This window comes from Devosia sp., from assembly GCF_028290625.1.
Lineage (GTDB): Bacteria > Pseudomonadota > Alphaproteobacteria > Rhizobiales > Devosiaceae > Devosia.
Genome location: NZ_JAQGJM010000008.1, coordinates 214,592 through 235,577, shown reverse-complemented (window position 1 = coordinate 235,577; position 20,986 = coordinate 214,592). Strand labels below are relative to the sequence as shown.

Below are 20,986 nucleotides of genomic sequence, written 5' to 3'. Positions count from 1 at the left end.
AAGTTTAGGGCTACCCCAAGGCAATGAACACCCTGCCGGTCACAAAGTTTCGGTGTCGGGGCGGGATCGTTGCGGATGGGGAACAGTTGGGGGGAAGCCAGCCACGAAGACAAGTATAGCTCGGGCAGCAATGTGGCCGCACCCTCGGTCTTCCCGCGGACTTGATCCGCGGGCCTCTCGCCGCTTGTGCCGGATTGAGAGCGGCCCGCGGGTCAAGCCCGCGGGAAGTGCGGTGGGCGGCGAACCTCACTCCCGCGCTAGGGCCTCCACCGGGTCCAGCCGCGCTGCCGATCGGGCCGGCATGAAGCCGAACACCACCCCGATCAGGCTCGATGACACGAATGCCAGGATGATCGTTTGCGCCGAATAGGTCACCCGCGCGCCCGCCATCAGCGAAGTCAACGTCGCCCCCAGCCCGAACGAGAGCGCCACCCCCAGCGCTCCGCCCACAAAGCACACCAGCACCGCCTCGATCAGAAACTGCCGCAGGATATCGCCGCGCCGCGCGCCAACCGCCATGCGAATGCCGATCTCCTTGGTGCGCTCGCTGACGCTGACCAGCATGATGTTCATCACCCCGATCCCGCCCACCACCAGCGAGATCACCGCGATGGTGGAAATCAGCAGCGTCAGAGTCTGCGCCGTCGACTCGATAGTGTCGCGGATGGTGGCAGTATTTTGCAGGAAGAAGTCGGTCTTGCCGCTATGCAGGCGCGTCAGCAGCGCAGTGATCTCGTCCTCGGCCTGGTCCATATCGGCATCGTCGCTGACCCGCACGGCGATTGAACTCAGATAATTCTGCCCCAGGATGCGATCCATTGCGGTCGTATAGGGCAGGTAGACATTGGCGCTGTTATTGCCCGGCCCGAACCCGGTCACCGTCTCCACCACCCCGATCACCCGCACCGGCACCTTGTCGAGCAGGATCACCTGACCAATCGGGTCCTCGCCATTGACGAAGAAGGCGGAGGCCGCGTTCTGGTCGATCACCGCCTCCTGCGTTCGTTGGATCACGCTCTGCGCCGAGAACGGCACGCCCTGGGTGAAGGTGCGCCCATTGACCCGGAAATAGCTGTCGCCCACCCCGGTGATCGAGGCATTCGAGGACGTATTGCGGAACAGCACCGTGGCATTGGACGTCACCTGCGGGCTGACGCTGTCGGCATAGCTTTGCGTCGCGATCGCGTCGGCATCCGAGGGCAGCAACGTCTGGATGCGCGCGCTGCGCCGGTCACCGAAGCCGGTCCCCGGATAGATGTTGATCGTATTGGTGCCGAGCGAGGAGATATTGCTCAGCACCGTCTCCTGGCTGCCCTGTCCCAAAGCCACCACGCTGACCACAGAGGCAATGCCGATGATGATGCCCAGCATGGTCAGGAACGTGCGCAGCTTGTGCGCCACCATGGCCCGCATCGCCATGCGCAGCGCCTCGCCGGCCCGCGAAACCCCCTCGCGCCAGCGCGCGACTTTGCGCATCGGCTCCTCGGCGCGCACCGCCCCAAAGGTCTCGGTGTTCCGCCGATCGGCAATGATCGCCCCGTCGGAAATCTCGATCACCCGCTCCGCTTGCGCGGCGATCAGTGGGTCATGCGTCACGATGATGATGGTGTGGCCGTCCCTATGCAGCTCGGCCAGCAGGGCCATCAATTCCTTGCCGCTCTTGGAGTCCAGCGCCCCCGTGGGCTCGTCGGCCAGGATCACCTCGCCGCCATTCATCAGCGCCCGCGCTACGCTGACGCGCTGCTGCTGCCCGCCCGATAGCGCCCCGGGCCGATGGCTTAGGCGGTCGCCCAGGCCCAGCCGCGTCAATAGCGAAATCGCTCGCTTGCGCCGTGCCGCCGGCTGCGCTCCGGCATAGATGGCGGCCATTTCCACGTTTTCGACGGCGTCGAGATCGGTCAGCAATTGATAACGCTGGAAGATGAAGCCGAAATGCTCGCGCCGCAGTTCCGCCAGCGCGTCCGGGCCCAGTCTGCCCACTTCGCGCCCGGCGAATTTGTAGGTGCCCGCGCTGGGTCGATCGAGGCACCCCAGGATGTTCATCAGCGTCGATTTGCCCGAGCCCGACTGGCCCATGATGGCCACCATCTCACCCGCAAAAATATCGAGGTCGATGTCCTTGAGCACGGTGACGGTTTCCGGCCCGGTCTGGAACCGCCGGCTGAGGCCCCTTATCGCGATGATCGGATCGGCCATCAGGGCCGCCCGCCGAACACGCCCGGTCCGCCAAATCCGCGCTGCCCGCCGCCCGTTGGCCGCGCCGCCGCGGTCGTCGTACCGCTCTGGATCACTTGGTCGCCTTCGCTCAGCCCATCGGTGATTTCGGCGCTCACATTGTTGTCCAGCCCCACCGTCACCGGCTGCGGCTTGGTGGTCTGCGTCTGCGGATCATAGACCAGCACCATCGGCTTGCCGTCGCGATCCTTGCGCAGCACGCCCGAGGGCACGACCAGCACCTTCTCGGCCTCGTCGAGCACGATGGTCACCTGCGCGGTCATCGAAATGCGCAGCCGGTGGTCCAGGTTCGGCACATCGAACAGCCCGTTGTAATAGATGGCGGCGTCCGTCGTGGTGGTCTCGGAATTAATCGATGTCGGCGCCGGCTCCACCGCGCGCAGCTTGGCATCGATCTGCACGTCGGGCTCGCCCAATATGGTGAAATAGACCCGCTGTCCGGGCGCCACGCGCACCACGTCGGCCTCGGAAATCTCCGCCTTGATCACCATCGTGTCCAGGTTGGCGATCTTGACGATGGTGGGAATCTGCTGCGACGCCGTGACCGTCTGCCCCTCATCCACCAGCAGCGCCACGATGGTCCCGTCATTGGGCGCCACGATCTTGGTACGGCTCAGGTTGAGCTGCGCGCTTTCCACCTGCAGCGTCGATTGCGCGATCTGCGCATCCAACCCGTCGATCTGAGCTTCCGCCGATTCCACAGCCGCCTGCGCGGTCTCGAAATCGGTCTGGGCGATGAGGCTCTGCTGGAACATCTGCGTGGCGCGCGTCAGCGCCGCCTTGACCTGGGCCAGGTTGGCCACCTGCGCCCGCTTCTGCGCCTGGATACCGGCCAGTGCCGCCTCCGCGGCCTTGACCGCATTCTCCTGGTTCAGCGAGTCGATCTGGGCAATCAGGTCGCCCTTCTTGACGTTCTGCCCCAGCACCACATTGACGCTATCGATCCGGCCCGACACTTCGGCGCCGACGCTAACCAGCGAGGCCGCCTCCAGCACACCCGATGCCAGCACCGTCTTTTCGATATCGCCCCGCTTGACCGCGACCGTATTGGGCACGCTCGCTGCCTGCGGCGCCGCAAAATGCCACCACGCGGCGGCCGCAAGGCCACCCACTATCACCACGGCTAGCAGCAGGCGGACAAAAATCTTCAAACCCGGACACTCCCATTCGTCTGGCAATATAGGGACGATCCGGAGGTTCGTAACGTTAGGACTTGGAAAGCTGCATTGCCATTCGGCAAGCTTCCTACTCGCCGCACCAATCCCCCTCACCCGGCCTCCGCTTTGCTCGGCCACCCTCTCCCGAGGGGGAGAGGAATCTTGAAAACCCGGCGCTCTCTTATTCTTCTCCCACCGGGGAGAAGGTGGCCCGAAGGGCCGGATGAGGGGGAGTTCTCCTCCGCATTGCACCCTTGACTGCTCCAACGCTCCAGCCCAGTTTGCCGCCAATCCCTCCGATCCGGACTCGCCCTATGTACAAGACCCTCGACCCCGCTGGCTTCACCGTCTTCATCACCGGCGCCACCTCCGGCTTCGGCGCCGCCGCCGCCCGCCGCTATGTCGCCGCAGGCGCCCGTGTGATCGCCTCCGGCCGCCGCGGCGATCGCCTCGCCGATCTCAAGGCTGAGCTGGGCGAGCGCTGCCACACTATCGAACTCGATGTCCGTGACCGTCCCGCCCTCGAAGCCGCCATTGCCGGCCTGCCCGCGCCCTTCGACGCGGTCAATATCGTGCTCGCCAATGCGGGCCTGGCGCTGGGCCTGCAGCCCGCCGCCGAAGCCAGCCTCGATGATTGGGAAACCATGGTCGATACCAATATCCGCGGCCTGATGGTCACCATCCGCGCCCTGCTGCCCGGCGTCATCGCCCGGGGCGGCGGCCACATTGTCACCCTGGGTTCGGTGGCCGGCGAATATGCCTATCCGGGCGGCAGCGTCTACGGCGCCACCAAGGCCTTTGTGAAGCAGTTTGCCATGAACCTGCGAAGCGACCTGCAGGGCAAGAATGTCCGCGTCACCAATATCGAGCCGGGCCTGACCGAAACCGAATTCTCGCTGGTCCGCTTCAAGGGCGACGACACCAAGGCGGCCGCCCCCTATGCGGGCACCACGCCGATGAACGGCGACGACATCGCCGAAGCCATCTTCTGGGCTACCACCCTGCCCGCCCACGTCAATATCAACCGCCTCGAAATGATGGCGACGACCCAAGCCTGGGGCCCTTTTGCGATTCATCGGGAGGGGTGAGGCTTCTCTCCACCTCTCCCTTGGGGGAGAGGTCGACCCTCTTGGGTCGGGTGAGGGGGCCTTCCCCACACACCTCACCCAGTAAAGGCCCCCTCACCCGGCCTTCGGCCGACCTCTCCCCCAAAGGGAGAGGTGAAGACCGCCCTTAACAATCCCCTAACCATTTAGTTGCACCGGAAAAAAATCCCCCCTCATATGCGAGGATGAAACCCGCCGCCGCCTCGCCCGGTCTGCTGCTCGTCGCCGTCGTGCTGCTCTGCGTGGTGCTGACGTGGGTGACCTTTGCGGCGGCCACCAGTATGCCCCGCATGGGCCTGACGCTGCTCGCATCCCCCGATGGAAGCGTCGTCACTATCGCGGGCGTGGACCTGAACGCGCGGATCGACAATCCGGGCATCGTTCCGGGCGCCCGGCTGCGGGCCATTGGCACGGTGCCCGCCCCCGGCAGCGCCCCCGCCGACCCGATCCTGCTCGAGGCCGACGACGTCCGCCCCGAGCCTGATAGCCTCGACACCTATGCGGCGCTCGACGCCTTCTATGCCCGTCAATCCATGCTGGCGGCCATCGTGGCCCAACCCCGAGTAACGCTCTATCTCGTCAACCCGCTGACCGGGGCCGATTACACCGTCGTCGCCTATCCCAAGGGCAGCCCGTGGTGGACACTGCCCAGCGGCTTCTGGGTGCAATTCCTGACCGGCATTGCGGGCACGCTGATCGCCGGCTGGGTCTGGGCGCTGCGGCCACGCGCGCTGGGGCCCATCATGTTCGCGCTGACCGCCGTGGGCCTGATTGGCGCCACGACGACATCGGCCATCTACGCCAATCGCGAACTGGCTATCAACGGCGACTGGTTCGCCGCGATGATCCCGATCAATCACGCCGGCTCGCTCATGTTCGGCCTCGCCATAATTGGCCTGTTCCTGTGCTATCCGTGCCGGCTGGTTCGCCCGCGGTGGCTGCTGATTCTGCCGCTGGTGCTGCTGGTCGCCATGGGGCTCGACCTGGCCGAAATCGGCGCCGGCCCGGCCCAGCTCTATCTGTGGGTCGCGGTGGAAACGCTGGCCATTTTCATCACCATCGCCGCGCAATGGTGGTCGACCCGTCGGCATCCGTCGGACCGCGCGGCGCTGGGCTGGATCGGCCTGTCGGTGATCGCCGGCGCCGGCAGCTATACGCTGCTCGGCGCCGCGCCGGTGCTGCTGCACCTGCCCTTCGGCGTGCCGCAGAGCCACGTCACCGGCGTGCTCGTCGTCATCTATGTCGGCCTCGCGCTCGGCCTGCTGCGCTATCGCCTGTTCGAGCTGGGCCGCTGGGCCTACCGCATCCTGTTCTATACCGTGGGCGCGCTGCTGCTGCTCACCTTCGACGCCGTGCTGGTGATTGCGCTCGATCTCGACAGCGCCCCCGCTTTCGGGCTGGCGCTCGTTGCGGTTGGCTTTCTTTACCTGCCGCTGCGCGATTGGCTCTGGCGGCGCCTGATGCGCAGCCGCCAGATCGAGGATCATCAGCTTTTCGCCGCCGCCATCGACGTGGCCTTCGCCCCCTCGCGCCAGGACAGCGCCATCCGCTGGCGCAACCTGCTGGCGCGCCTGTTCGACCCGCTGGAGCTGGCCGAAGCCGAGGCCGATATCGCCCAGCCGAGCCTCCCCGGCGATGGGCTGACCCTGTTCCTGCCAGCCATTGCGGGCGCCCCTGCGCTCCGCCTGGCCTATCCGTTCGCCGGCCGTGGCCTGTTCACGCCCGAACACCTGCAACTCGCCAATCAACTCGTTACCCTCACCGAACACGCCGAAGCCGGCCGCGCCGCCTATACGCGCGGCGTCGGCGAGGAGCGCCGCCGCATGGCCCGCGACCTGCACGACGATGTCGGCGCCCGCCTGTTGACCGGCCTGCACACCGCCGACGCCGCCACCCGTCCCATATTGCAGGCCGCACTTTCGGACATCCGCGCTATCGTTTCAGGCCTGTCCGGCGATGAGGCCAGTCTCGACCGCGTCCTTGCAGAAACCCGCCATGAGACCGCACGTCGCCTTGAAGCGGCCGGCATCGCACTCGATTGGCCCGTCAATGACATGAGTGGCGACGCCATCCAGCTCGATTATCGCCTGCACAAGGCGCTGACCTCCTCGGTGCGCGAAATCGTCTCCAACGTCATCCGCCACGCCGAGGCGAGCGCGCTGGCCGTCAGTCTCTACCTCGACGACGATCACCTCACGCTTCACTTCGCCGATAATGGCATCGGTCTCGCCACTACCGCCTTGGCGGGCGAAACCCAGGGCTTTGGCCTGCGCAATCTGCGTCACCGCATCGAGGATGTCGGCGGCCGGCTGACGCTGACCAATACCGGCAAAGGCACCGCCATCGGTATCGACGTCCCGTTGCGCGCCGCCGTGTCCACCCCGGATCGGGGGCTGTCAGCCCTGCCCGAAGCGCTAGGGTCTGCTCCATGAACAGTTCACCCCAAACCGGCCTTTGCCTGCTGGTGGAAGACCAGCCGCACACGCGCGACTGGATGCTCGGCGTCCTCGCCAGCGCCTTTCCCGGCCTGCGCGTCGCCACTGCCGGCACGCTGAAGGCCGCCCAGCAGTGGCTCGATGCCAATGGCACCAAGCTGACGCTGGCCGTCGTCGATATCGGCCTGCCCGATGGCTCGGGCGTCGATATCGTGCGGCGCCTCGCCGCCGAGTTTCCCAATGCCCTGCCCGTCGTCGCCACCATTTACGACGATGACGCCCACCTGTTCGAGGCCATCGCGGCCGGCGCCCGTGGCTATGTGCTCAAGGACGAGGAAGCCAACCTCCTTGTCGGGTACCTCAAGCGCATCGAAAGCGGCGAGCCGCCGCTCTCCCCCTCCATCGCCCACCGCATGCTGGCCCATTTCCGCGGCCCCGCATCGGCGCCCGCCGACGCAGCCGGGCTCAGCCCGCGCGAGACCGAAGTATTAACCCTCTTGGCACGTGGCATGACCGTATCGGAGGCCGCCACCCGTCTCGGCCTTCAACCCCAGACCGTGGCGTCCTATGTCAAGGTGATCTACCAGAAGCTCAACATTTCGAGCCGCGCGGAGGCCACCCGCGAGGCGCTGAAACGGGGACTGGCGTGAGGCTTTAGGAGTTTAGTAATGCGTATCCTGTGGACCGTACTCATCATGGCCGCGCTGGCGGTCATCATCTTCTTGCCCAAGGACTTCACCCTGTCCGAAGTCCCGAGACTCGTTGCCCAGGGCGGCGTCGTGGCTACAGCCCCAAAAACCTGATCGTATCGGGATCGACCGGCGCACCCTCGGCCTCGCGCCGCTCCGCCTCCGCCCATTCCCGGTCCCCCGGCGCCATCACCACGCCGCCCGCCCGCGCCGGCGCGCCGCGCAGGCTCTCCAGATAGCGCGTGATCATCATCCCGAATATCTCGCGCCCGACGAACTTGTCGGGGTCCACGATCATCACGAAGTGTCCCATGTTTCGATGGCTGGAAATATCACCGCCGCCGAACATCGGGATGAAATCGGTGTCTAGCGTCGTGCCCGTCAGCAGCGCCGAGAATAGCGTCGCCACCCCGGCCAGCCCTGCGCCCTTATAGCCGTAGCCCTGCCCGCCCAGTGGCAGCAACATCTCCACCGCGTGCGGATCGGTGACCATCTGCCCGGCCGCATCCGCGGCCACGCCCTCGGGCAGGTCGACGCCCATCGAGCGATGCAGCAGCACCCGGTTCATCGGGATCGATGAGGTCGCCATATCCAGCAACCACGGCTTCTGTCCCGGCACCGGCGCGGCGAAGGCGAGCGGATTGGTGCCATGAAACCGCGCCGCGCCCTCATGCAGCGCCACCATGGAATCGGTATTGGTGGTGGCAAAGGCCACGAACCCCGCCTCGGCCCCCGCCAGCGCATAAGCCCCCGCCGCCCCCAGATGGGATGAATGCGCGATGCCGACGCCGGCCACGCCACTGGTCCGCGCCAGCTCGCAGCCGACTTCGACCGCCTTATAGGCCGCGTAGTGCCCCAGCCCGTCGTCGCCATCCACCATGGCGCTGCCCGGAGCGCGAATATCCACTTTCAGCTCGGGATTCTTGTTCAGCCGCCCGCCCGCCAGCATGGTGCAATAATGCTCGACCAGCCTGATGCCATGGCTATCCACGCCAACCCGCGAAGCGTGCAGCATGGCTTTGGTGGCCGCCTGCAGCGACGCTTCGCTGGCCCCCGCCTGCCGCAAAGCCTCCGCCACCCGCACTTCCAGTTCCGCCAGCGGAAACCGCGCTGCTTCACCCACAGCCATCTCATCCTCCAAGTTTATACTGGCAACGCCGCGCGACCCGTTTAATGTGACATCACACCTGCCACGAGATAATGCCCATGACCACCCCATCCCCGATCGACGCCGTCACCCGCGACCTCTGGCAGGTCATCGCCGCCGTAGACGAGACACCCGTGGGCGTGGTCAGCACCACGCTGCTGCTCGACCAGCGCCTCGCCTTTTCCCGTGACAGCGAGGGCAATCCCGTCGTCTGGCTGCGCACCAATGAGGAACACGGCGACGAAATCGACCTGGCCACCGTGACCGCGCGTCTGCCCGTCATCATCGGCTATGGCTATATCTGGACCAGCTTCGGCAACCCGCCCGATCACCTGTTTCCCATCCCCGAATACGCCGAGAGCGACCGCGTCAACATGAGCTGCGGCTCCATTGGCGTCGGCTCGTCGGCCCCGCGCATCGTCGAAAACTTTCTCGACATGGGCCATTTCCCCTATGTGCACACCGACATTCTGGGCGCCGAGCCGCATACCGAGGTCAAGGAATACGACGTCGAAGTCTCCGAGGAACGCGACGAGGTTTTGGCCACCCGCTGCCGCTTCTTCCAGCCCCGCGCCGCGCTCAGCGCGACCGAGGGCATCGAGGTCGAATATATCTACCGCGTGCCGCACCCGTTCTGCTCGGTGCTCTACAAATCCTGCCCCGAGGATGTGAGCCGCCAGGACGTCATCGCCATCTTCCTGCAGCCGATGACCGCCGAAACCACCCGCGCCCACTTGCTACAATCGATGATCGACAGCACCTCCACCATTACGGACCTGCGCCGCTTCCAGCAGACCATTTTCGGCCAGGACAAGCCCATCCTCGAAAACCAATACCCCAAGCGCCTACCGCTCGACCCCCGCGCCGAAACCCCGATCCGCGCCGACAAATCCGCCATCGCCTACCGGAGATGGCTGAGCCAGAAGGGGATCACCTACGGCACGATCCCAATGGCGAGCTGAGGATTGAGGGCAAGCCGACCAGAAATGGCCCGATATCGCCCCGCCCACCGACCTTCCCGCGGACTTGATCCGCAGGCCACTCTCCACACGCGTTACATGCCGATAGAGACCCGCGGATCAAGTCCGCGGGAAGCGCCGGTGGGTGTGATATTCCCCCAAGCCGCCCCGTACGCCAGGGTAGCTGTCCTAAACTCCAATGATCGTGGCGCGATCCGACCGACCCCGGATCAATGACAATGACGCTCTCCACCACCGACACCACCTGGTACCCCGTCGCCTCCAGCACGGACCTGCCCCTCCGCCACGTCTTTCACGGCCAGCTTCTCGGCCGCGAACTCGCGATCTGGCGCGCCGACGACGGCAATGTGAATGTCTGGGAAAATCGCTGCCTGCACCGTGGCGTGCGCCTCTCCATCGGCATCAACGAGGGCGGCGAACTCAAGTGCCAGTATCACGGATGGCGCTACGCCAACCGCTCCGCCGGCTGCACCTACATCCCCGCCCACCCCGCCGACGCCCCAGCCCGCCGCATCACCAATACGACCTATCCCGTCGTCGAAGCCTTCGGCCTCGTCTGGTCCGCCAATAACGGCGCCGGCGAGTTTGCGCCCTTCGCTGATGCAGAAGCCGGTGACTGGTTCGCGCTGCGTCCTGTGCCCGTTAACGCCCCGGCAGATGCCGTGATCGAGGCGCTGGAACAATTCGCCTTCGCGCCGGCGGATGATGATTTCAGGGCGGAGACAGTCGCCGAGCGCCTGCCGGGCTTGGGCATTCGCATGACCGCCCGATCGGTCAAAGGATCATCCTCGGCAGTGTTTTTTGTTCAACCTGTCGATGCTGGTCGTTCGGTAATTCGGGGCCTGCTGGAGGGCACGCCTGAGGACGCGATTGAGCGGCTGCACGACCACAACGCCACCCTCACCGCCCTCCGCGACCGCCTCGAGCGCGCTGCCGCCCGCAAACCAGCCCCCGAGCCCCTCACCCCGAGCTTCGAAAAAGTCTCCGTCGAACTCTCCACCATGCCCGAAATCACCATCGGCAGCGCCCTGACCCTGCGCGCCGTGGTCAAGCGAAAATGGGCCACCGCCGCCGGCATCACCGCCTTTGAACTGGCCGCGCTCGACGGCAATCACCTGCCCACATTCCAGCCCGGCGCCCATATCGACGTGCACCTGCCCAATGGCCTCAGCCGGCAATATTCCATCACCAATGGCCCCGGCGAACTCCTCAGCTACACCATCGGCGTCAAGCGCGACCTCGCCTCCAAAGGCGGCTCCGAAGCCCTGATCGACAGTGTCCGCGAAGGCGATGTGCTGGCCATTTCCGAGCCGCGCAACAATTTCCCGCTCCGCCGCGACACCATCCGCACCGTGCTGATCGCCGGCGGCATCGGCATCACGCCCATCCTCTCGATGGCGCGGTTCCTCGCCAAGTCCAACCTGCCCTACGAGCTGCACTACATCGTCCGCTCGCAAGACCAAATCGCCTTCCGCGACCAGATCGACGCCCTGGGCGCCAATGTCACCCTCCATATCGGCCTGCCCCGCGCGGCGATCGCCGAAACCATCTCCAAAACCCTTGGCGCCCATAGCTTCGCCCAGCACGTCTATATCTGCGGCCCCGGCTCGCTGCTCGAAACCGTGCGCAGCACTGCCGCCGATCTCGGCTGGCCCGACGAGGCGGTGCACTACGAATACTTCCGCAACGACCGCGTCATCGACGACAGCTCGGCCTTCGAGGTCGAACTCGCCCGCTCCGCCATGACGCTGCACATCCCCTCAGGCAAGACCATCCTCGAAGTCATGCGCGAGGCCGGCCTCCAGGTCTCTTCCTCCTGCGAACAGGGCGCCTGCGGCACCTGCCTCACCGGCGTCATGGAGGGCACGCCCGACCATCAGGACGTCTATCTCAACGCCAGCGAAAAGCGCGCCAACAACTGCATAATGACCTGCGTCTCCCGCTCGCTCACCCCGCGCCTCGTGCTGGATATCTGACCATGACCATCATCCTTTACGACTTCGAACTCTCCGGCAATTGCTACAAGCTGCGCCTGCTGATGAGCATTCTGGGCGTCCGCTATGACATCATTCCGGTCGATTTTTACCCCGGCCGCCAGCACAAATCCGATTGGTTTCTCAAGCTGAACCCGCTCGGCCAACTCCCGGTTCTGGTTGATGATGGGCTCGTGCTGCGCGACAGCGGCGCGATCCTGGCCTATCTGGCGCGCAAGTACGATCCCAGCGGCCTGTGGTTCCCCACCGAACCCGCCCAGCTTTCCGAAGTTTTGCAGTGGCACGCCTTCGCCGACGACATCACCGCCACTGCCTCGGCAGCCCGCCTGGCGCTCGGCATGTTCTACGATTTCGACCTGCCCAAGGTGCAGGCCGGCGCCCACCGCCTGTTTCGCCTGATGGACGAACACCTCTGGTTCGGCGAACGCGAGGGTCGCGACTGGCTTTGCGCCGCCCCGCACCCCACCACTGCCGATATCGCCTGCTTCCCCTACGTGATGCTCAGCGAGGAAGGCGGCATTTCGCGCATGGATTACCCCGCCATTCGCCGCTGGACCGACCGGGTGCGGCGCATTCCCGGCTTCATGGTGATGTCGGGGATATTCCCGGCTGGGCGCGCCGCCGCGGAATAGCCGGAGCGAGGAATGGAGAACTTCGTCGTCATTTCCGGCTGCTCGAGCGGTGGCAAGTCCACACTGCTCGCCGAGCTTGGCCGGCGTGGCCACACCGTGGTGGAGGAACCGGGGCGCCGTATCGTGCAGCAGCAACTGCAAAGCGGCGGCACAGCGCTGCCCTGGGCTGACACAGAGGCCTTCATCCGCCGTGCCATGGCGATGGCCCTGGCGGATCGCGCTGCCGTCGCCTCCCATGCCGGCTTGGTTTTCTTCGATCGCGGCCTGATCGACGCGGCCGCTGGCGTCGAACGCCTCACCGGCGAGCTCACACTGGCGCCGCTCCGTGCAGCGCACCGCTACCACCACCGGGTCTTCCTCACCCCGCCCTGGCCCGAAATCTACGTCACCGACCCCGAACGCCGCCACGGTCTCGCCGAAGCCGAGGCGGAATACGCTAATCTGCTGCAGGTCTATCCGTCGCTCGGCTACGAGCCGATCATCCTGCCCAAGATCAGCGTCACCGAGCGCGCCGATTTCATTGAGCGGGTCCTGGCGGAATAGAGCGTTCTATGAACGCCTCAGCTCCCACCGGCAAAACGCCCAACCTCCACCCGGTCATTCCCAGTGGGCGGGAACCTCCGTTTACTGCGCACGGAAGTGCAACAGAGGTCCCCGCCTGCGCGGGGATGACCCAGTGGGCGCTATTACGCCCCCGCTTCTACCCGCCTGGCCAACTGCTCGATCACCGTGCCCCAACCGTCATAGAAGCCCATTTCGGCGTGCATATTGCGGTCGGCATTGTCCTTGTGCATCACCTGGGCAAGATATTCGGTGCCTTCGGGATGGTCCGCCAGCGTGATGATCGCCGTCATAAACGGCTGCGCCGCCGGGCGCCAGCCGCCCAGCAGTGCGTTGGTGAAAACGATCCGCTCGCCCTCGACGACATCGAGAAAGCAGCCGCTCAGATGCGGGCCGAACGGGCCATCATTTTCGCTGATCTGGGTCATGAACCCGCCGCCAGCCCGCAACTCCATCTCCACCACCTTGCATTTGGCCGGTTCCGGTACCCACCACTGCTCGAAGCTGCGCGGATCGCTCCATGCGCTCCACACCCGCGCACGGGGTGCCTTGATGACGCGCGAAATCGTCAGGTCGGTGTCGGGGTTCAACATGAAGTTCATTTTTGTGTCTCCTTGTCTTGCGTCTTGAGCACGAATTGTTCCAACCGGTCGGTGCGTCCCTCCCACAGAGCGCGCTGGTCGCTCAACCAGGTCTCGATCGTGGCAAAGCGCTGCTTGTCGATGGCGCAAGTGCGCACGCGACCTTCCTTGCGGGTCTGGATCAGCCCGCTGCCTTCCAGAGAATGGATGTGCTTCATGAACGACGGCAGCGCCATGTCGAAGGGTTTGGCCAGATCGCTGATACTGGCCGGCCCCTGCCCCAACCGTCCCAGCACCGCGCGGCGGGTGGGATCGGCGAGAGCCTGGAAAATGCCGTCGAGTTGGTGTGATTGCTGAGCCATAAAGCTAAGTATCAGAGTGCAATAGTTAGCGCAAGAGCTAAGTGACATTGGGTAAGGAGCCCCCTCATCCGCCCTTCGGGCACCTTCTCCCACGAGGGGAGAAGGGGGCTCCGTGGATGGGCAGAAGGGGTGGAGCCGAGAGTTCACAGTCGTCCTCCCTCGCCCCTTGTGGGAGAGGGACAGACTCGACGCGTTCAGCGGAGGGTCAGGGTGAGGGGTTCGGCGGGTACTGATGCACGCCGCCGCGGAAATCGCTGACTTCGTAGCCCCCGTCGGGCAGCGCCTCGATACTGCTCGCGCCGATGTCGGCCTTGCCATATCCCCCCGGAATATCCAGGATATAGGTCGGCTGGCAGAGCCCCGATATCGTCCCGCGCAGTGCCGCGACTAGCTTCTGGCCTTCCTCGATGCTCAGCCGGAAATGTGATGTCCCCGGCGCCAGGTCGGGATGGTTCAGGTAATACGGCTTCACCCGGTTTTCGACGAAGGCCCGCATCAGCGCTGCCAATGTCTCGACATCGTCGTTGACGCCGCGCAACAGCACCGACTGGCTGAGCATCACGATGCCCGCATCCACCAGCCGCGAACAGGCACCCTGTGCCGCCTCGCCCATCTCGCGCGGATGGTTGGCGTGCAGCGCGATGTAAACCTGCTTGCCGCAGGACTTGAGCGCCGCGATCAGCTCGGCATCGCAGCGCTCCGGCTCCACGACGGGCACCCGGGTATGGAACCGCACGATCTTCACATGCGCAATCTGCGCCAGCCGCTCCATCATCGCTCGCAGCCGGCGCGGTGACAGCACCAGTGGATCGCCGCCGGTCAGGATCACTTCCCAGATCTCGGTATGGCTTTCGATATAGCCAAACGCCGCCTCCAGCGCCTCGGGCGCCAGCGTGCCCAAGCCCTGCGGCCCCACCATTTCGCGGCGGAAGCAGAACCGGCAATAGACCGGGCACACATGCACCGCCTTGAGCAGCACCCGGTCAGGATAACGGTGCACGATGCCTTCGACCGGCGAATGCGCGAGATCGCCAATTGGATCGGCCCGCTCGTCCGGCGTCGTCACAAGCTCGCGCGGATCGGGCACGAATTGCCGGGCGATCGGATCGTTGGGATCGTCCCGATTGATCAGGGATTCCATCGTCGGCGAAATCGACAGCGCGTATTTTTGCGTGACCGCCGCGATGCTGTCGCGATCGCCAACCTCGATCAGCCCGGCCTCAACCAGCTCGTCGGTACTCTTGATAGCGCGGTGCAGCGTCATGCCCCTGCCTCCACCACGGGTGCCCACATAACCCAATCGATTTTCGGCGCGCCCGTCGCCAGCATTACCACGCGGTCAAATCCCATGGCGATCCCACTCGCCTCGGGCATGATCGCCAGCGCGGCCAGAAAATCCTCATCGAGGGGATAAGCCTCGTCATAGAGCCGCCGCTTCTCATCCATTTCCAGACCAAACCGGCGGCGCTGCTCGTCCGCGTTAGTCAATTCGCCAAACCCATTGGCGAGCTCGACCCCGCAGGCATAAACCTCGAACCGCTCCGCGACCCGCCCGTCGCGCCCTGATTTTCGCGCCAGCGCCGCCTCAACCGAGGGATATTCGTCGAGAATCGTCACCCGCCCGATCCCCAGTTGCGGCTCGACCTTTTCGGTCAAAACCAGGCTGAACAGATAGGACCACGTGTACTCATCGGGCACGCTTATCCCCTTCGCGCGCATCTGCGCCGCGAGGGCCTCCGCGTCGGTGGAGCCATCCGCGTCCATGCTCGCCAGCAGGTCAATTCCCGCATGGCGTTCAAAGGCTTGCACCACGCTCAGCCGCTCAGGCTCGGCAAACGGATCGCATTCGCGGTCGCGATAGCGCAGCACGCTACTCCCCGCCCCTGCCGCCGCCAGACGCAGCATGGCTGCACAATCGTCCATCACCGCCTCATAACCCTCACCCACCCGATACCATTCCAGCATGGTGAATTCGGGACTGTGCAGCGGCCCGCGCTCCCGGTTGCGCCACACATGGCCGAGGCTCGCGATCCGTTGCTCACCCGCCGCCAGCAGCTTTTTCATGGTGAATTCGGGAGAGGTATGCAGATATAGCGTCTCGGCCTGCCCATCATTGCCGATGGAAGTGGTTGAAAACGCATGCAGATGCGTCTCATTGCCGGGCGAGCGCTGCAGCCCGGGCGGGTCCACCATGAGGAAATCCTGATCCACCAGAAACCCCCTGATGGCGGCCTCGATAAAGTTGCGCGCCAAAAGGATCGGCCGCCGGTCGGCATGAACCGCAGGCGTCCACCACGGCGATTGCGGGATTGTGGCCAACAGCTTTGCTCTTTCGTGCTCGGGACTGGCAGTTTCGGCGGAATTGAGGTATCGGGGCACCCAACACCAATTAGTGCGCCCGGATCGTCTCTGTTGCCGCTCCTTTAGGCCGCCGCCACCGCTTGAACAAGGAAGAATAATGGTCAAGGTCATCGCCTCCTCGCTGCGCAAGGGCCATGTCGTCGAACAGGACGGCAAGCTGCACATCGTGCTGACAGCCGAGAACGTGCACCCCGGCAAGGGCAATTCCATCACCAACGTCAACATGCGCCGCATCCAGGACGGCGTGAAGGTCGTCGGCCGCTGGCGCACCGTCGAGATGGTCGAAAAGGCCGATGTCGACGAGCGCGAATACGATTATCTGTATGGCGACGCCGAAGGCTTCCACTTCATGAACCCGGAAAACTTCGACCAGATCACCGTGAGCGCCGACGTGCTCGGCGACGACAAGGCGTACCTGCACGATGGCATGAAGGTCTATCTCAAGACCTTCGAGGGCGTCGCTATCGCCTTGGCGCTGCCACAGCGCGTCACCGCCGAAATCGTCGAGACCGAGCCAGTGGTCAAGGGCCAGACGGCATCCTCGTCCTACAAGCCCGCTCTGCTCGACAATGGCCTGCGCGTCATGGTGCCGCCCCATATCGGCGCCGGCACCCGTATCGTGATCCTGACCGAAGACAATTCGTATGTGGAGCGCGCCAAGGACTAAGTGTCCTTGTCGATTTCCTTGGCGACTTCCAGCCAATGGGCGACGGCGCGTCCCTGTGGCGCGCCTTCGGCCAGCCACTGGTCATAGGCCATCTGGCGCATATGCATGTCCTTGGCGCGCAGCCAATAGTGGAAGCTGCGCCCCTCTGGGCGGCCATCGTGTTCCCATAGAAAATATGCCGTCCGCCTGATGGCTTCTGCCACTGCCGTATTCTTGCGCATTGTGCCTGTCGCATGACTGGAAAAATGGCGCGGAGGCTTGCTCCGCGCCAAATGAACTTAAGCTGCCTTGCGGTTGGCGACAGCAGTGGCGACCTGCGTCAGCTTCTTGTCGGTGGCGACTTCTTCCTTAAGCGTGGCATCGAGCAGAGCCGCCGCCTCGGTCAGGCCCAACTGGGTGGCCCAGGTCTTGAGCGTGCCATAGCGGGCGATTTCGTAGTGCTCGACCGCCTGCGCGGCCGACACCAGGCCGGCGTCCAGTGCGACAGTGCCCTTGAAGTCCTCCATGATGGACTTGCCTTCTTCCAGAATGCCCAGAATGGCGTCGCAGGTTTTGCCGCGAGCCGGCTTGCCGATCAGCTCGAACACCTGCTCCAGCCGATCGATATGGCCTTGGGTTTCTTCAGCGTGCTGCTCGAAACCGGCCTTGAGCTCCGGCGCGGTCGCAGCCTTGGCCATCTTGGGCAGGTTCTTCACGATCTGCTTTTCGGCGTAGTAGATGTCCTTGAGGGTATCGAGAAAGAGGTCGTCGAGGGTTTTTTCTTCAGCCATGTGTTTGCACTCCAGTGGTAGTGGGGTGACGCTGGTCAGTGAACGAAAATCCTCAAGCGAAGTTCCGACTTCATCAGTGACTCCTACCGTACAGTTTGGCCCACCTCGCGCTGCCGATTGCGCGGCCACCATTTCGGCGGTATCCCGCATTAGCGGTGATGGCGCCGCTCAGCAGGACCGCGCGTGACCACATTTTCACTGATCCAGGGCATGGACCTGACCCCCGCCAACAGTTTTGGTCTATCCGCCAGCTCCCGCTTCGGCGCGATCATCACGAGCCCAGACGAACTCGCGGCGGCCTATGAACATGCCCGCGCGCACGGCCTGCCCGTGCATGTACTTGGCGGTGGCAGCAATGTCATCCTGTCGCCGCAGTTTGATGGCCTGACCTTGCTGATGGCGCTCAAGGGCAAAACCTTGATCGGACAGGCGGGTGGCCACAATATTGTCGAGGCCGCAGCCGGTGAGACCTGGCACGATTTTGTGGTCTGGACGCTCGACAATGACCTGCCCGGACTTGAGAACCTGGCGCTGATCCCAGGCACCGTCGGCGCCTCGCCGGTGCAGAATATCGGCGCCTACGGGCTCGAGCTGGCCGACCGCTTCGACAATCTCACCGCCTTCGATACGCAGAGCCAGGCATCGCGCAGCTTCAGCGCGGCTGAGTGCCGCTTCGCCTATCGCCAGAGCGTCTTCAAGGCCGAACCGGGCCGCTATATCGTCACCAGCGTCCGCTTTGCCCTGCCGACACAATGGACGCCGATCCTCAACTATGCGGGGCTCAACACGCTGCCCAGCGACGCCTCGCCCCACGCCGTCATGGAGCAGGTCATCGCCCTGCGCCAAAGCAAGCTCCCAGACCCCAAGAAGATCGGTAATGTCGGTTCGTTCTTCCACAATCCCGTGGTGCCCTCGGACATCCACGTGACAGTCCGTGCTGCCAATCCCGCCGCGCCCGCCTATCCGCAACCTGACGGCAGCATGAAACTCTCCGCCGGCTGGCTGATCGAGCAATGCGGCCTCAAGGGGGCGCGCGAAGGCCAGGTGGGCGTTTCCGAACGCCATGCGCTGGTGCTGGTCAACCACGGCGGCGGCACCCGCGCCGAAGTCGAGGCCTTGGCCGCGCGGATAAAGGCGGCCGTGTTCGAGCGTTTCGGCATCGGACTGACCGCCGAGCCGGTGTTCTACTAGTCGCCGATTTCCAGCACGATGCGGCTCTTGAAGTCGCCTTCCCACCACATCGGGAAATTGGTGCCCCATTTGTTGTTGTGGAGGTTAAATCGCACGCCTTGCGACAGGTCCGGCGGTTCGGCTGCGAACGGCATGAACGGGCTCGTGGCAGGCGCCACCAGTGCCGTATCCAGTGGGATCGCGGTGAGTGGAACGTCGCCAGCCTGGTTGCGGACAGCGGCGACGGCCTGAAGTTGCCCGCCGCCCTTGCGGGCGATCCGCGCCCCATCCTGCCACAGCCCCAGCTTATGATAGTCCCATGCCGCGCTGCCTTGTGGCGTCAGCGTGATGAAACTGGCCTCCGGCATCCGATTGGCCGGCTTGTCGCGCATGACCCAGCTCAGTTCGATCCGTCGCCCATCCAAAGCCCGCACTGTCATTTCTACCTGCCGCGGCGCGCCTAGCGTCTCATGGGCCTCCCTCGGCAGCGTTCCGATCGCGGTTGCGCCCGCCACTCCGGCGAGACGCGGCGCAAACACCGCATTGTGGGCAGTCTTGGCGTGTTGCAGTCCCGGCTTGTCGTGGTCCAGAATGGCCCATTCGATCCGGTGCTGCAGATAGCTGTCGAGATGCTTTTGTAGTTCGGCACTGTCATAGCTCTCGTAGCGATAGCCCAGCAGTGAGCCATCGCTTCCGGTGAGACCAACACCGTCCGGCCGCGTGATCGAAACCACGTCGCCGGTCGCGGCGTCCAGCGCCACTACCCAGCCGTCCACCTGAAGTTTGCTCGCTGGCTCAAGCGCCTCCGATGGCACTGACCCCACGTCCAGTTCAGCCAGCGCCCGCTGCGCCTCGCCCCGGTCCTCGTGCCCAAGCCCTGCAACCGCCGCATCGATATAGTGCCGCTGTTCGGCCCACGAGGCCTCCGCATAGGCAAATCGATAATCGGCCTGCCGCGCTGTCTCGAAGGCCGGCCGGTCCCAGGCCGACTCGTCGCGCAGATAGGTCTTGATATCGACGCCGCAGGTGTGCTCAGCCACCATGGCCAGCCCGCGTCCGAACGCCAGCCGCTCCGGCGTCAGATCGCCCGCCGCATAGCCATCGTAGAGCCGCTGCAACTGCCGGAATTTTGCGATCTTGACCGGATCGCTGCCCGCGCCGTGGATCCAGCTATCGCCGATCTCCAGATCGATGACGGGAAACTCGTCCCGACGCGCCCACATCGCTGCGCCGAACGCATCGAGCGTCGACGCCTTGATCGTCACGCCGGGATGCGCATGCGCGAGCGCCCGATAGGCCTCCACGGTCTGCCCGACGCTTTGCGGCCCGATATTGTCGTTGGTATGGGCAAAGCTCAGCCCAATCTCAGGCCCCGCCGGAAAATCGGTTTCGCCATAGGACGCCTGGTACATCACCACGACCTCGTCGCCATTGGGCGCGCGCCAGCGGAAAATGGGCGGCAGGTCCGGCACCGGGCTCGCGGTATTGACGCCCAGATGCAGGAACCTGATCCCCGCCTCCGCCAGCAGCGGCACCATGCCCAGCGTGTGGCCGGGCACGTCGGTCATCTTGGCCGCGATCGTGGTCTTGCCGAAGCGCCGGTCCAGCTCCTGCGCATAGCTCAGCCCGGCGCGGAACAAAGCCAGCGACATCAGCTCGGTATGGGTGGTGTAGGGCAATCCATGCCAGACGATCAGTCCACGCTCGATGGCCCGCTCCAGCCGCGCCACTTTGGCGGCGTCCTGGCTGTTGAGATGGTCCCAGATCAGCCAGGCGCCCGTGGTCCACGCGAAGGCCGGGGCGGCGGGATTCTCGGCATAGAAGTGCTCGGCGGTGTTGAGCGCCTGCGGAATGAACTGCTCGTGATATTGCCGCCGCACTTTTTCGGCATGGTCGGTAAACCCGATATCGAGATGGGTCTTGAACACCAGATGGATGGTTTTGTCGGTCATGGCCCGCCTCGCACTGTCTATTGCCGCCCGCTCTATCGCGATTCTGGTGGCGCCGTCGCAACGTTGCGATAAATACGAAACCGATCCGCCGGCGACGCATTACCCTCAGGCGCGCGAATTTTGCAAAATTGGTCTTGCTCGCGCCATCGCCGACCATTAGCCAACCGTACAGCACACCCGAGGATGT

Annotated in this window: 21 protein-coding genes; 11 read left to right on the top strand and 10 right to left on the bottom strand. The window is 64.7% G+C overall.

From position 1 onward, the window contains the following. Nucleotides 1-246: 246 nt before the first annotated feature. Both JWR51_RS03270 and JWR51_RS03265 read right to left on the bottom strand, forming a co-directional pair. A complete protein-coding gene (locus tag JWR51_RS03270) occupies nucleotides 247-2,196 on the bottom strand; it encodes a MacB family efflux pump subunit (RefSeq protein ID WP_299743601.1) in 1,950 nt (649 codons plus the stop codon). After that, on the bottom strand, nucleotides 2,196-3,386 hold the full coding sequence (locus JWR51_RS03265; RefSeq protein ID WP_299743598.1) for an efflux RND transporter periplasmic adaptor subunit: 1,191 nt from the start codon (nucleotides 3,384-3,386) through the stop codon (nucleotides 2,196-2,198). Before JWR51_RS03265 ends, JWR51_RS03270 begins: the two co-directional genes overlap by 1 nt. A 320-nt stretch (nucleotides 3,387-3,706) precedes the next feature. Between JWR51_RS03265 and JWR51_RS03260 the strand changes: the two genes are divergently transcribed. The 4 genes from JWR51_RS03260 (at nucleotide 3,707) to JWR51_RS03245 (ending at nucleotide 7,736) form a co-directional block, all read left to right on the top strand. Then, entirely contained in the window at nucleotides 3,707-4,480 is a 774-nt protein-coding gene (locus JWR51_RS03260; protein WP_299743595.1) for an SDR family NAD(P)-dependent oxidoreductase, read from the top strand. 203 nt (nucleotides 4,481-4,683) lie between these two features. Continuing rightward, a complete protein-coding gene (locus JWR51_RS03255) occupies nucleotides 4,684-6,930 on the top strand; it encodes an ATP-binding protein (protein WP_299743592.1) in 2,247 nt (748 codons plus the stop codon). Beyond that, complete coding sequence (locus JWR51_RS03250) at nucleotides 6,927-7,583, top strand: response regulator transcription factor (RefSeq protein ID WP_299743590.1); 657 nt, start codon at nucleotides 6,927-6,929, stop codon at nucleotides 7,581-7,583. Before JWR51_RS03255 ends, JWR51_RS03250 begins: the two co-directional genes overlap by 4 nt. Before the next feature lie 18 nt (nucleotides 7,584-7,601). Next, nucleotides 7,602-7,736 (top strand): hypothetical protein, encoded by a 135-nt coding sequence (locus tag JWR51_RS03245; protein ID WP_299743588.1) that lies wholly within the window; start codon nucleotides 7,602-7,604, stop codon nucleotides 7,734-7,736. Here JWR51_RS03245 and JWR51_RS03240 read toward each other — a convergent pair. Continuing rightward, nucleotides 7,717-8,751, bottom strand: coding sequence for an Ldh family oxidoreductase (locus JWR51_RS03240; RefSeq protein WP_299743586.1), 1,035 nt, complete (start codon nucleotides 8,749-8,751; stop codon nucleotides 7,717-7,719). The two genes, JWR51_RS03245 and JWR51_RS03240, sit on opposite strands and share 20 nt — an antisense overlap. Nucleotides 8,752-8,828: 77 nt before the next feature. Between JWR51_RS03240 and JWR51_RS03235 the strand changes: the two genes are divergently transcribed. From JWR51_RS03235 to JWR51_RS03220, 4 genes are all read left to right on the top strand, one after another. Next, entirely contained in the window at nucleotides 8,829-9,731 is a 903-nt protein-coding gene (locus JWR51_RS03235) for an aromatic ring-hydroxylating dioxygenase subunit alpha (protein ID WP_299743583.1), read from the top strand. 236 nt (nucleotides 9,732-9,967) lie between these two features. Beyond that, a complete protein-coding gene (locus JWR51_RS03230; RefSeq protein WP_299743580.1) occupies nucleotides 9,968-11,725 on the top strand; it encodes a Rieske 2Fe-2S domain-containing protein in 1,758 nt (585 codons plus the stop codon). 2 nt (nucleotides 11,726-11,727) lie between these two features. Next, a complete protein-coding gene (locus JWR51_RS03225) occupies nucleotides 11,728-12,375 on the top strand; it encodes a glutathione S-transferase family protein (protein WP_299743577.1) in 648 nt (215 codons plus the stop codon). 12 nt (nucleotides 12,376-12,387) lie between these two features. Beyond that, on the top strand, nucleotides 12,388-12,918 hold the full coding sequence (locus tag JWR51_RS03220) for an AAA family ATPase (RefSeq protein ID WP_299743574.1): 531 nt from the start codon (nucleotides 12,388-12,390) through the stop codon (nucleotides 12,916-12,918). Nucleotides 12,919-13,061: 143 nt separating this feature from the next. On the opposite strand, the gene JWR51_RS03215 is transcribed toward JWR51_RS03220, so the two are convergent. The 4 genes from JWR51_RS03215 to epmA form a co-directional block, all read right to left on the bottom strand. Beyond that, a complete protein-coding gene (locus JWR51_RS03215; protein ID WP_299743572.1) occupies nucleotides 13,062-13,538 on the bottom strand; it encodes an SRPBCC family protein in 477 nt (158 codons plus the stop codon). Beyond that, on the bottom strand, nucleotides 13,535-13,879 hold the full coding sequence (locus JWR51_RS03210; protein ID WP_299743569.1) for a helix-turn-helix transcriptional regulator: 345 nt from the start codon (nucleotides 13,877-13,879) through the stop codon (nucleotides 13,535-13,537). Before JWR51_RS03210 ends, JWR51_RS03215 begins: the two co-directional genes overlap by 4 nt. 205 nt (nucleotides 13,880-14,084) lie before the next feature. Further along, the gene (locus tag JWR51_RS03205) at nucleotides 14,085-15,143 is read right to left on the bottom strand and encodes a lysine-2,3-aminomutase-like protein (protein ID WP_299743566.1); all 1,059 of its coding nucleotides are present in this window, start codon (nucleotides 15,141-15,143) and stop codon (nucleotides 14,085-14,087) included. Further along, nucleotides 15,140-16,189 (bottom strand): EF-P lysine aminoacylase EpmA, encoded by a 1,050-nt coding sequence (gene epmA, locus JWR51_RS03200; RefSeq protein ID WP_299743836.1) that lies wholly within the window; start codon nucleotides 16,187-16,189, stop codon nucleotides 15,140-15,142. Before epmA ends, JWR51_RS03205 begins: the two co-directional genes overlap by 4 nt. Nucleotides 16,190-16,337: 148 nt before the next feature. Between epmA and efp the strand changes: the two genes are divergently transcribed. Then, nucleotides 16,338-16,907 (top strand): elongation factor P, encoded by a 570-nt coding sequence (gene efp, locus JWR51_RS03195; protein ID WP_299743564.1) that lies wholly within the window; start codon nucleotides 16,338-16,340, stop codon nucleotides 16,905-16,907. Here the strand turns inward: efp and JWR51_RS03190 are convergent. Together JWR51_RS03190 and JWR51_RS03185 are read right to left on the bottom strand one after the other, a co-directional pair. Next, complete coding sequence (locus JWR51_RS03190; RefSeq protein WP_299743561.1) at nucleotides 16,904-17,128, bottom strand: DUF2934 domain-containing protein; 225 nt, start codon at nucleotides 17,126-17,128, stop codon at nucleotides 16,904-16,906. The two genes, efp and JWR51_RS03190, sit on opposite strands and share 4 nt — an antisense overlap. Nucleotides 17,129-17,185: 57 nt before the next feature. Next, nucleotides 17,186-17,677: a ferritin-like domain-containing protein gene (locus tag JWR51_RS03185; protein WP_299743558.1), complete on the bottom strand. Its 492-nt coding sequence runs from the start codon at nucleotides 17,675-17,677 to the stop codon at nucleotides 17,186-17,188. A gap of 183 nt (nucleotides 17,678-17,860) precedes the next feature. On the opposite strand from JWR51_RS03185, the gene murB reads away from it, so the two are divergent. Continuing rightward, entirely contained in the window at nucleotides 17,861-18,868 is a 1,008-nt protein-coding gene (murB, locus tag JWR51_RS03180) for a UDP-N-acetylmuramate dehydrogenase (RefSeq protein WP_299743555.1), read from the top strand. Here the strand turns inward: murB and JWR51_RS03175 are convergent. Then, nucleotides 18,865-20,799 carry a DUF5054 domain-containing protein gene (locus tag JWR51_RS03175; protein WP_299743552.1) on the bottom strand — a complete coding sequence of 645 codons (1,935 nt, stop codon included), beginning with the start codon at nucleotides 20,797-20,799 and terminating at the stop codon, nucleotides 18,865-18,867. The two genes, murB and JWR51_RS03175, sit on opposite strands and share 4 nt — an antisense overlap. Between JWR51_RS03175 and JWR51_RS03170 the strand changes: the two genes are divergently transcribed. Then, nucleotides 20,798-20,959, top strand: a complete 162-nt coding sequence (locus JWR51_RS03170; protein ID WP_299743549.1) for a hypothetical protein — start codon at nucleotides 20,798-20,800, stop codon at nucleotides 20,957-20,959. The two genes, JWR51_RS03175 and JWR51_RS03170, sit on opposite strands and share 2 nt — an antisense overlap. Nucleotides 20,960-20,986: the final 27 nt, after the last annotated feature.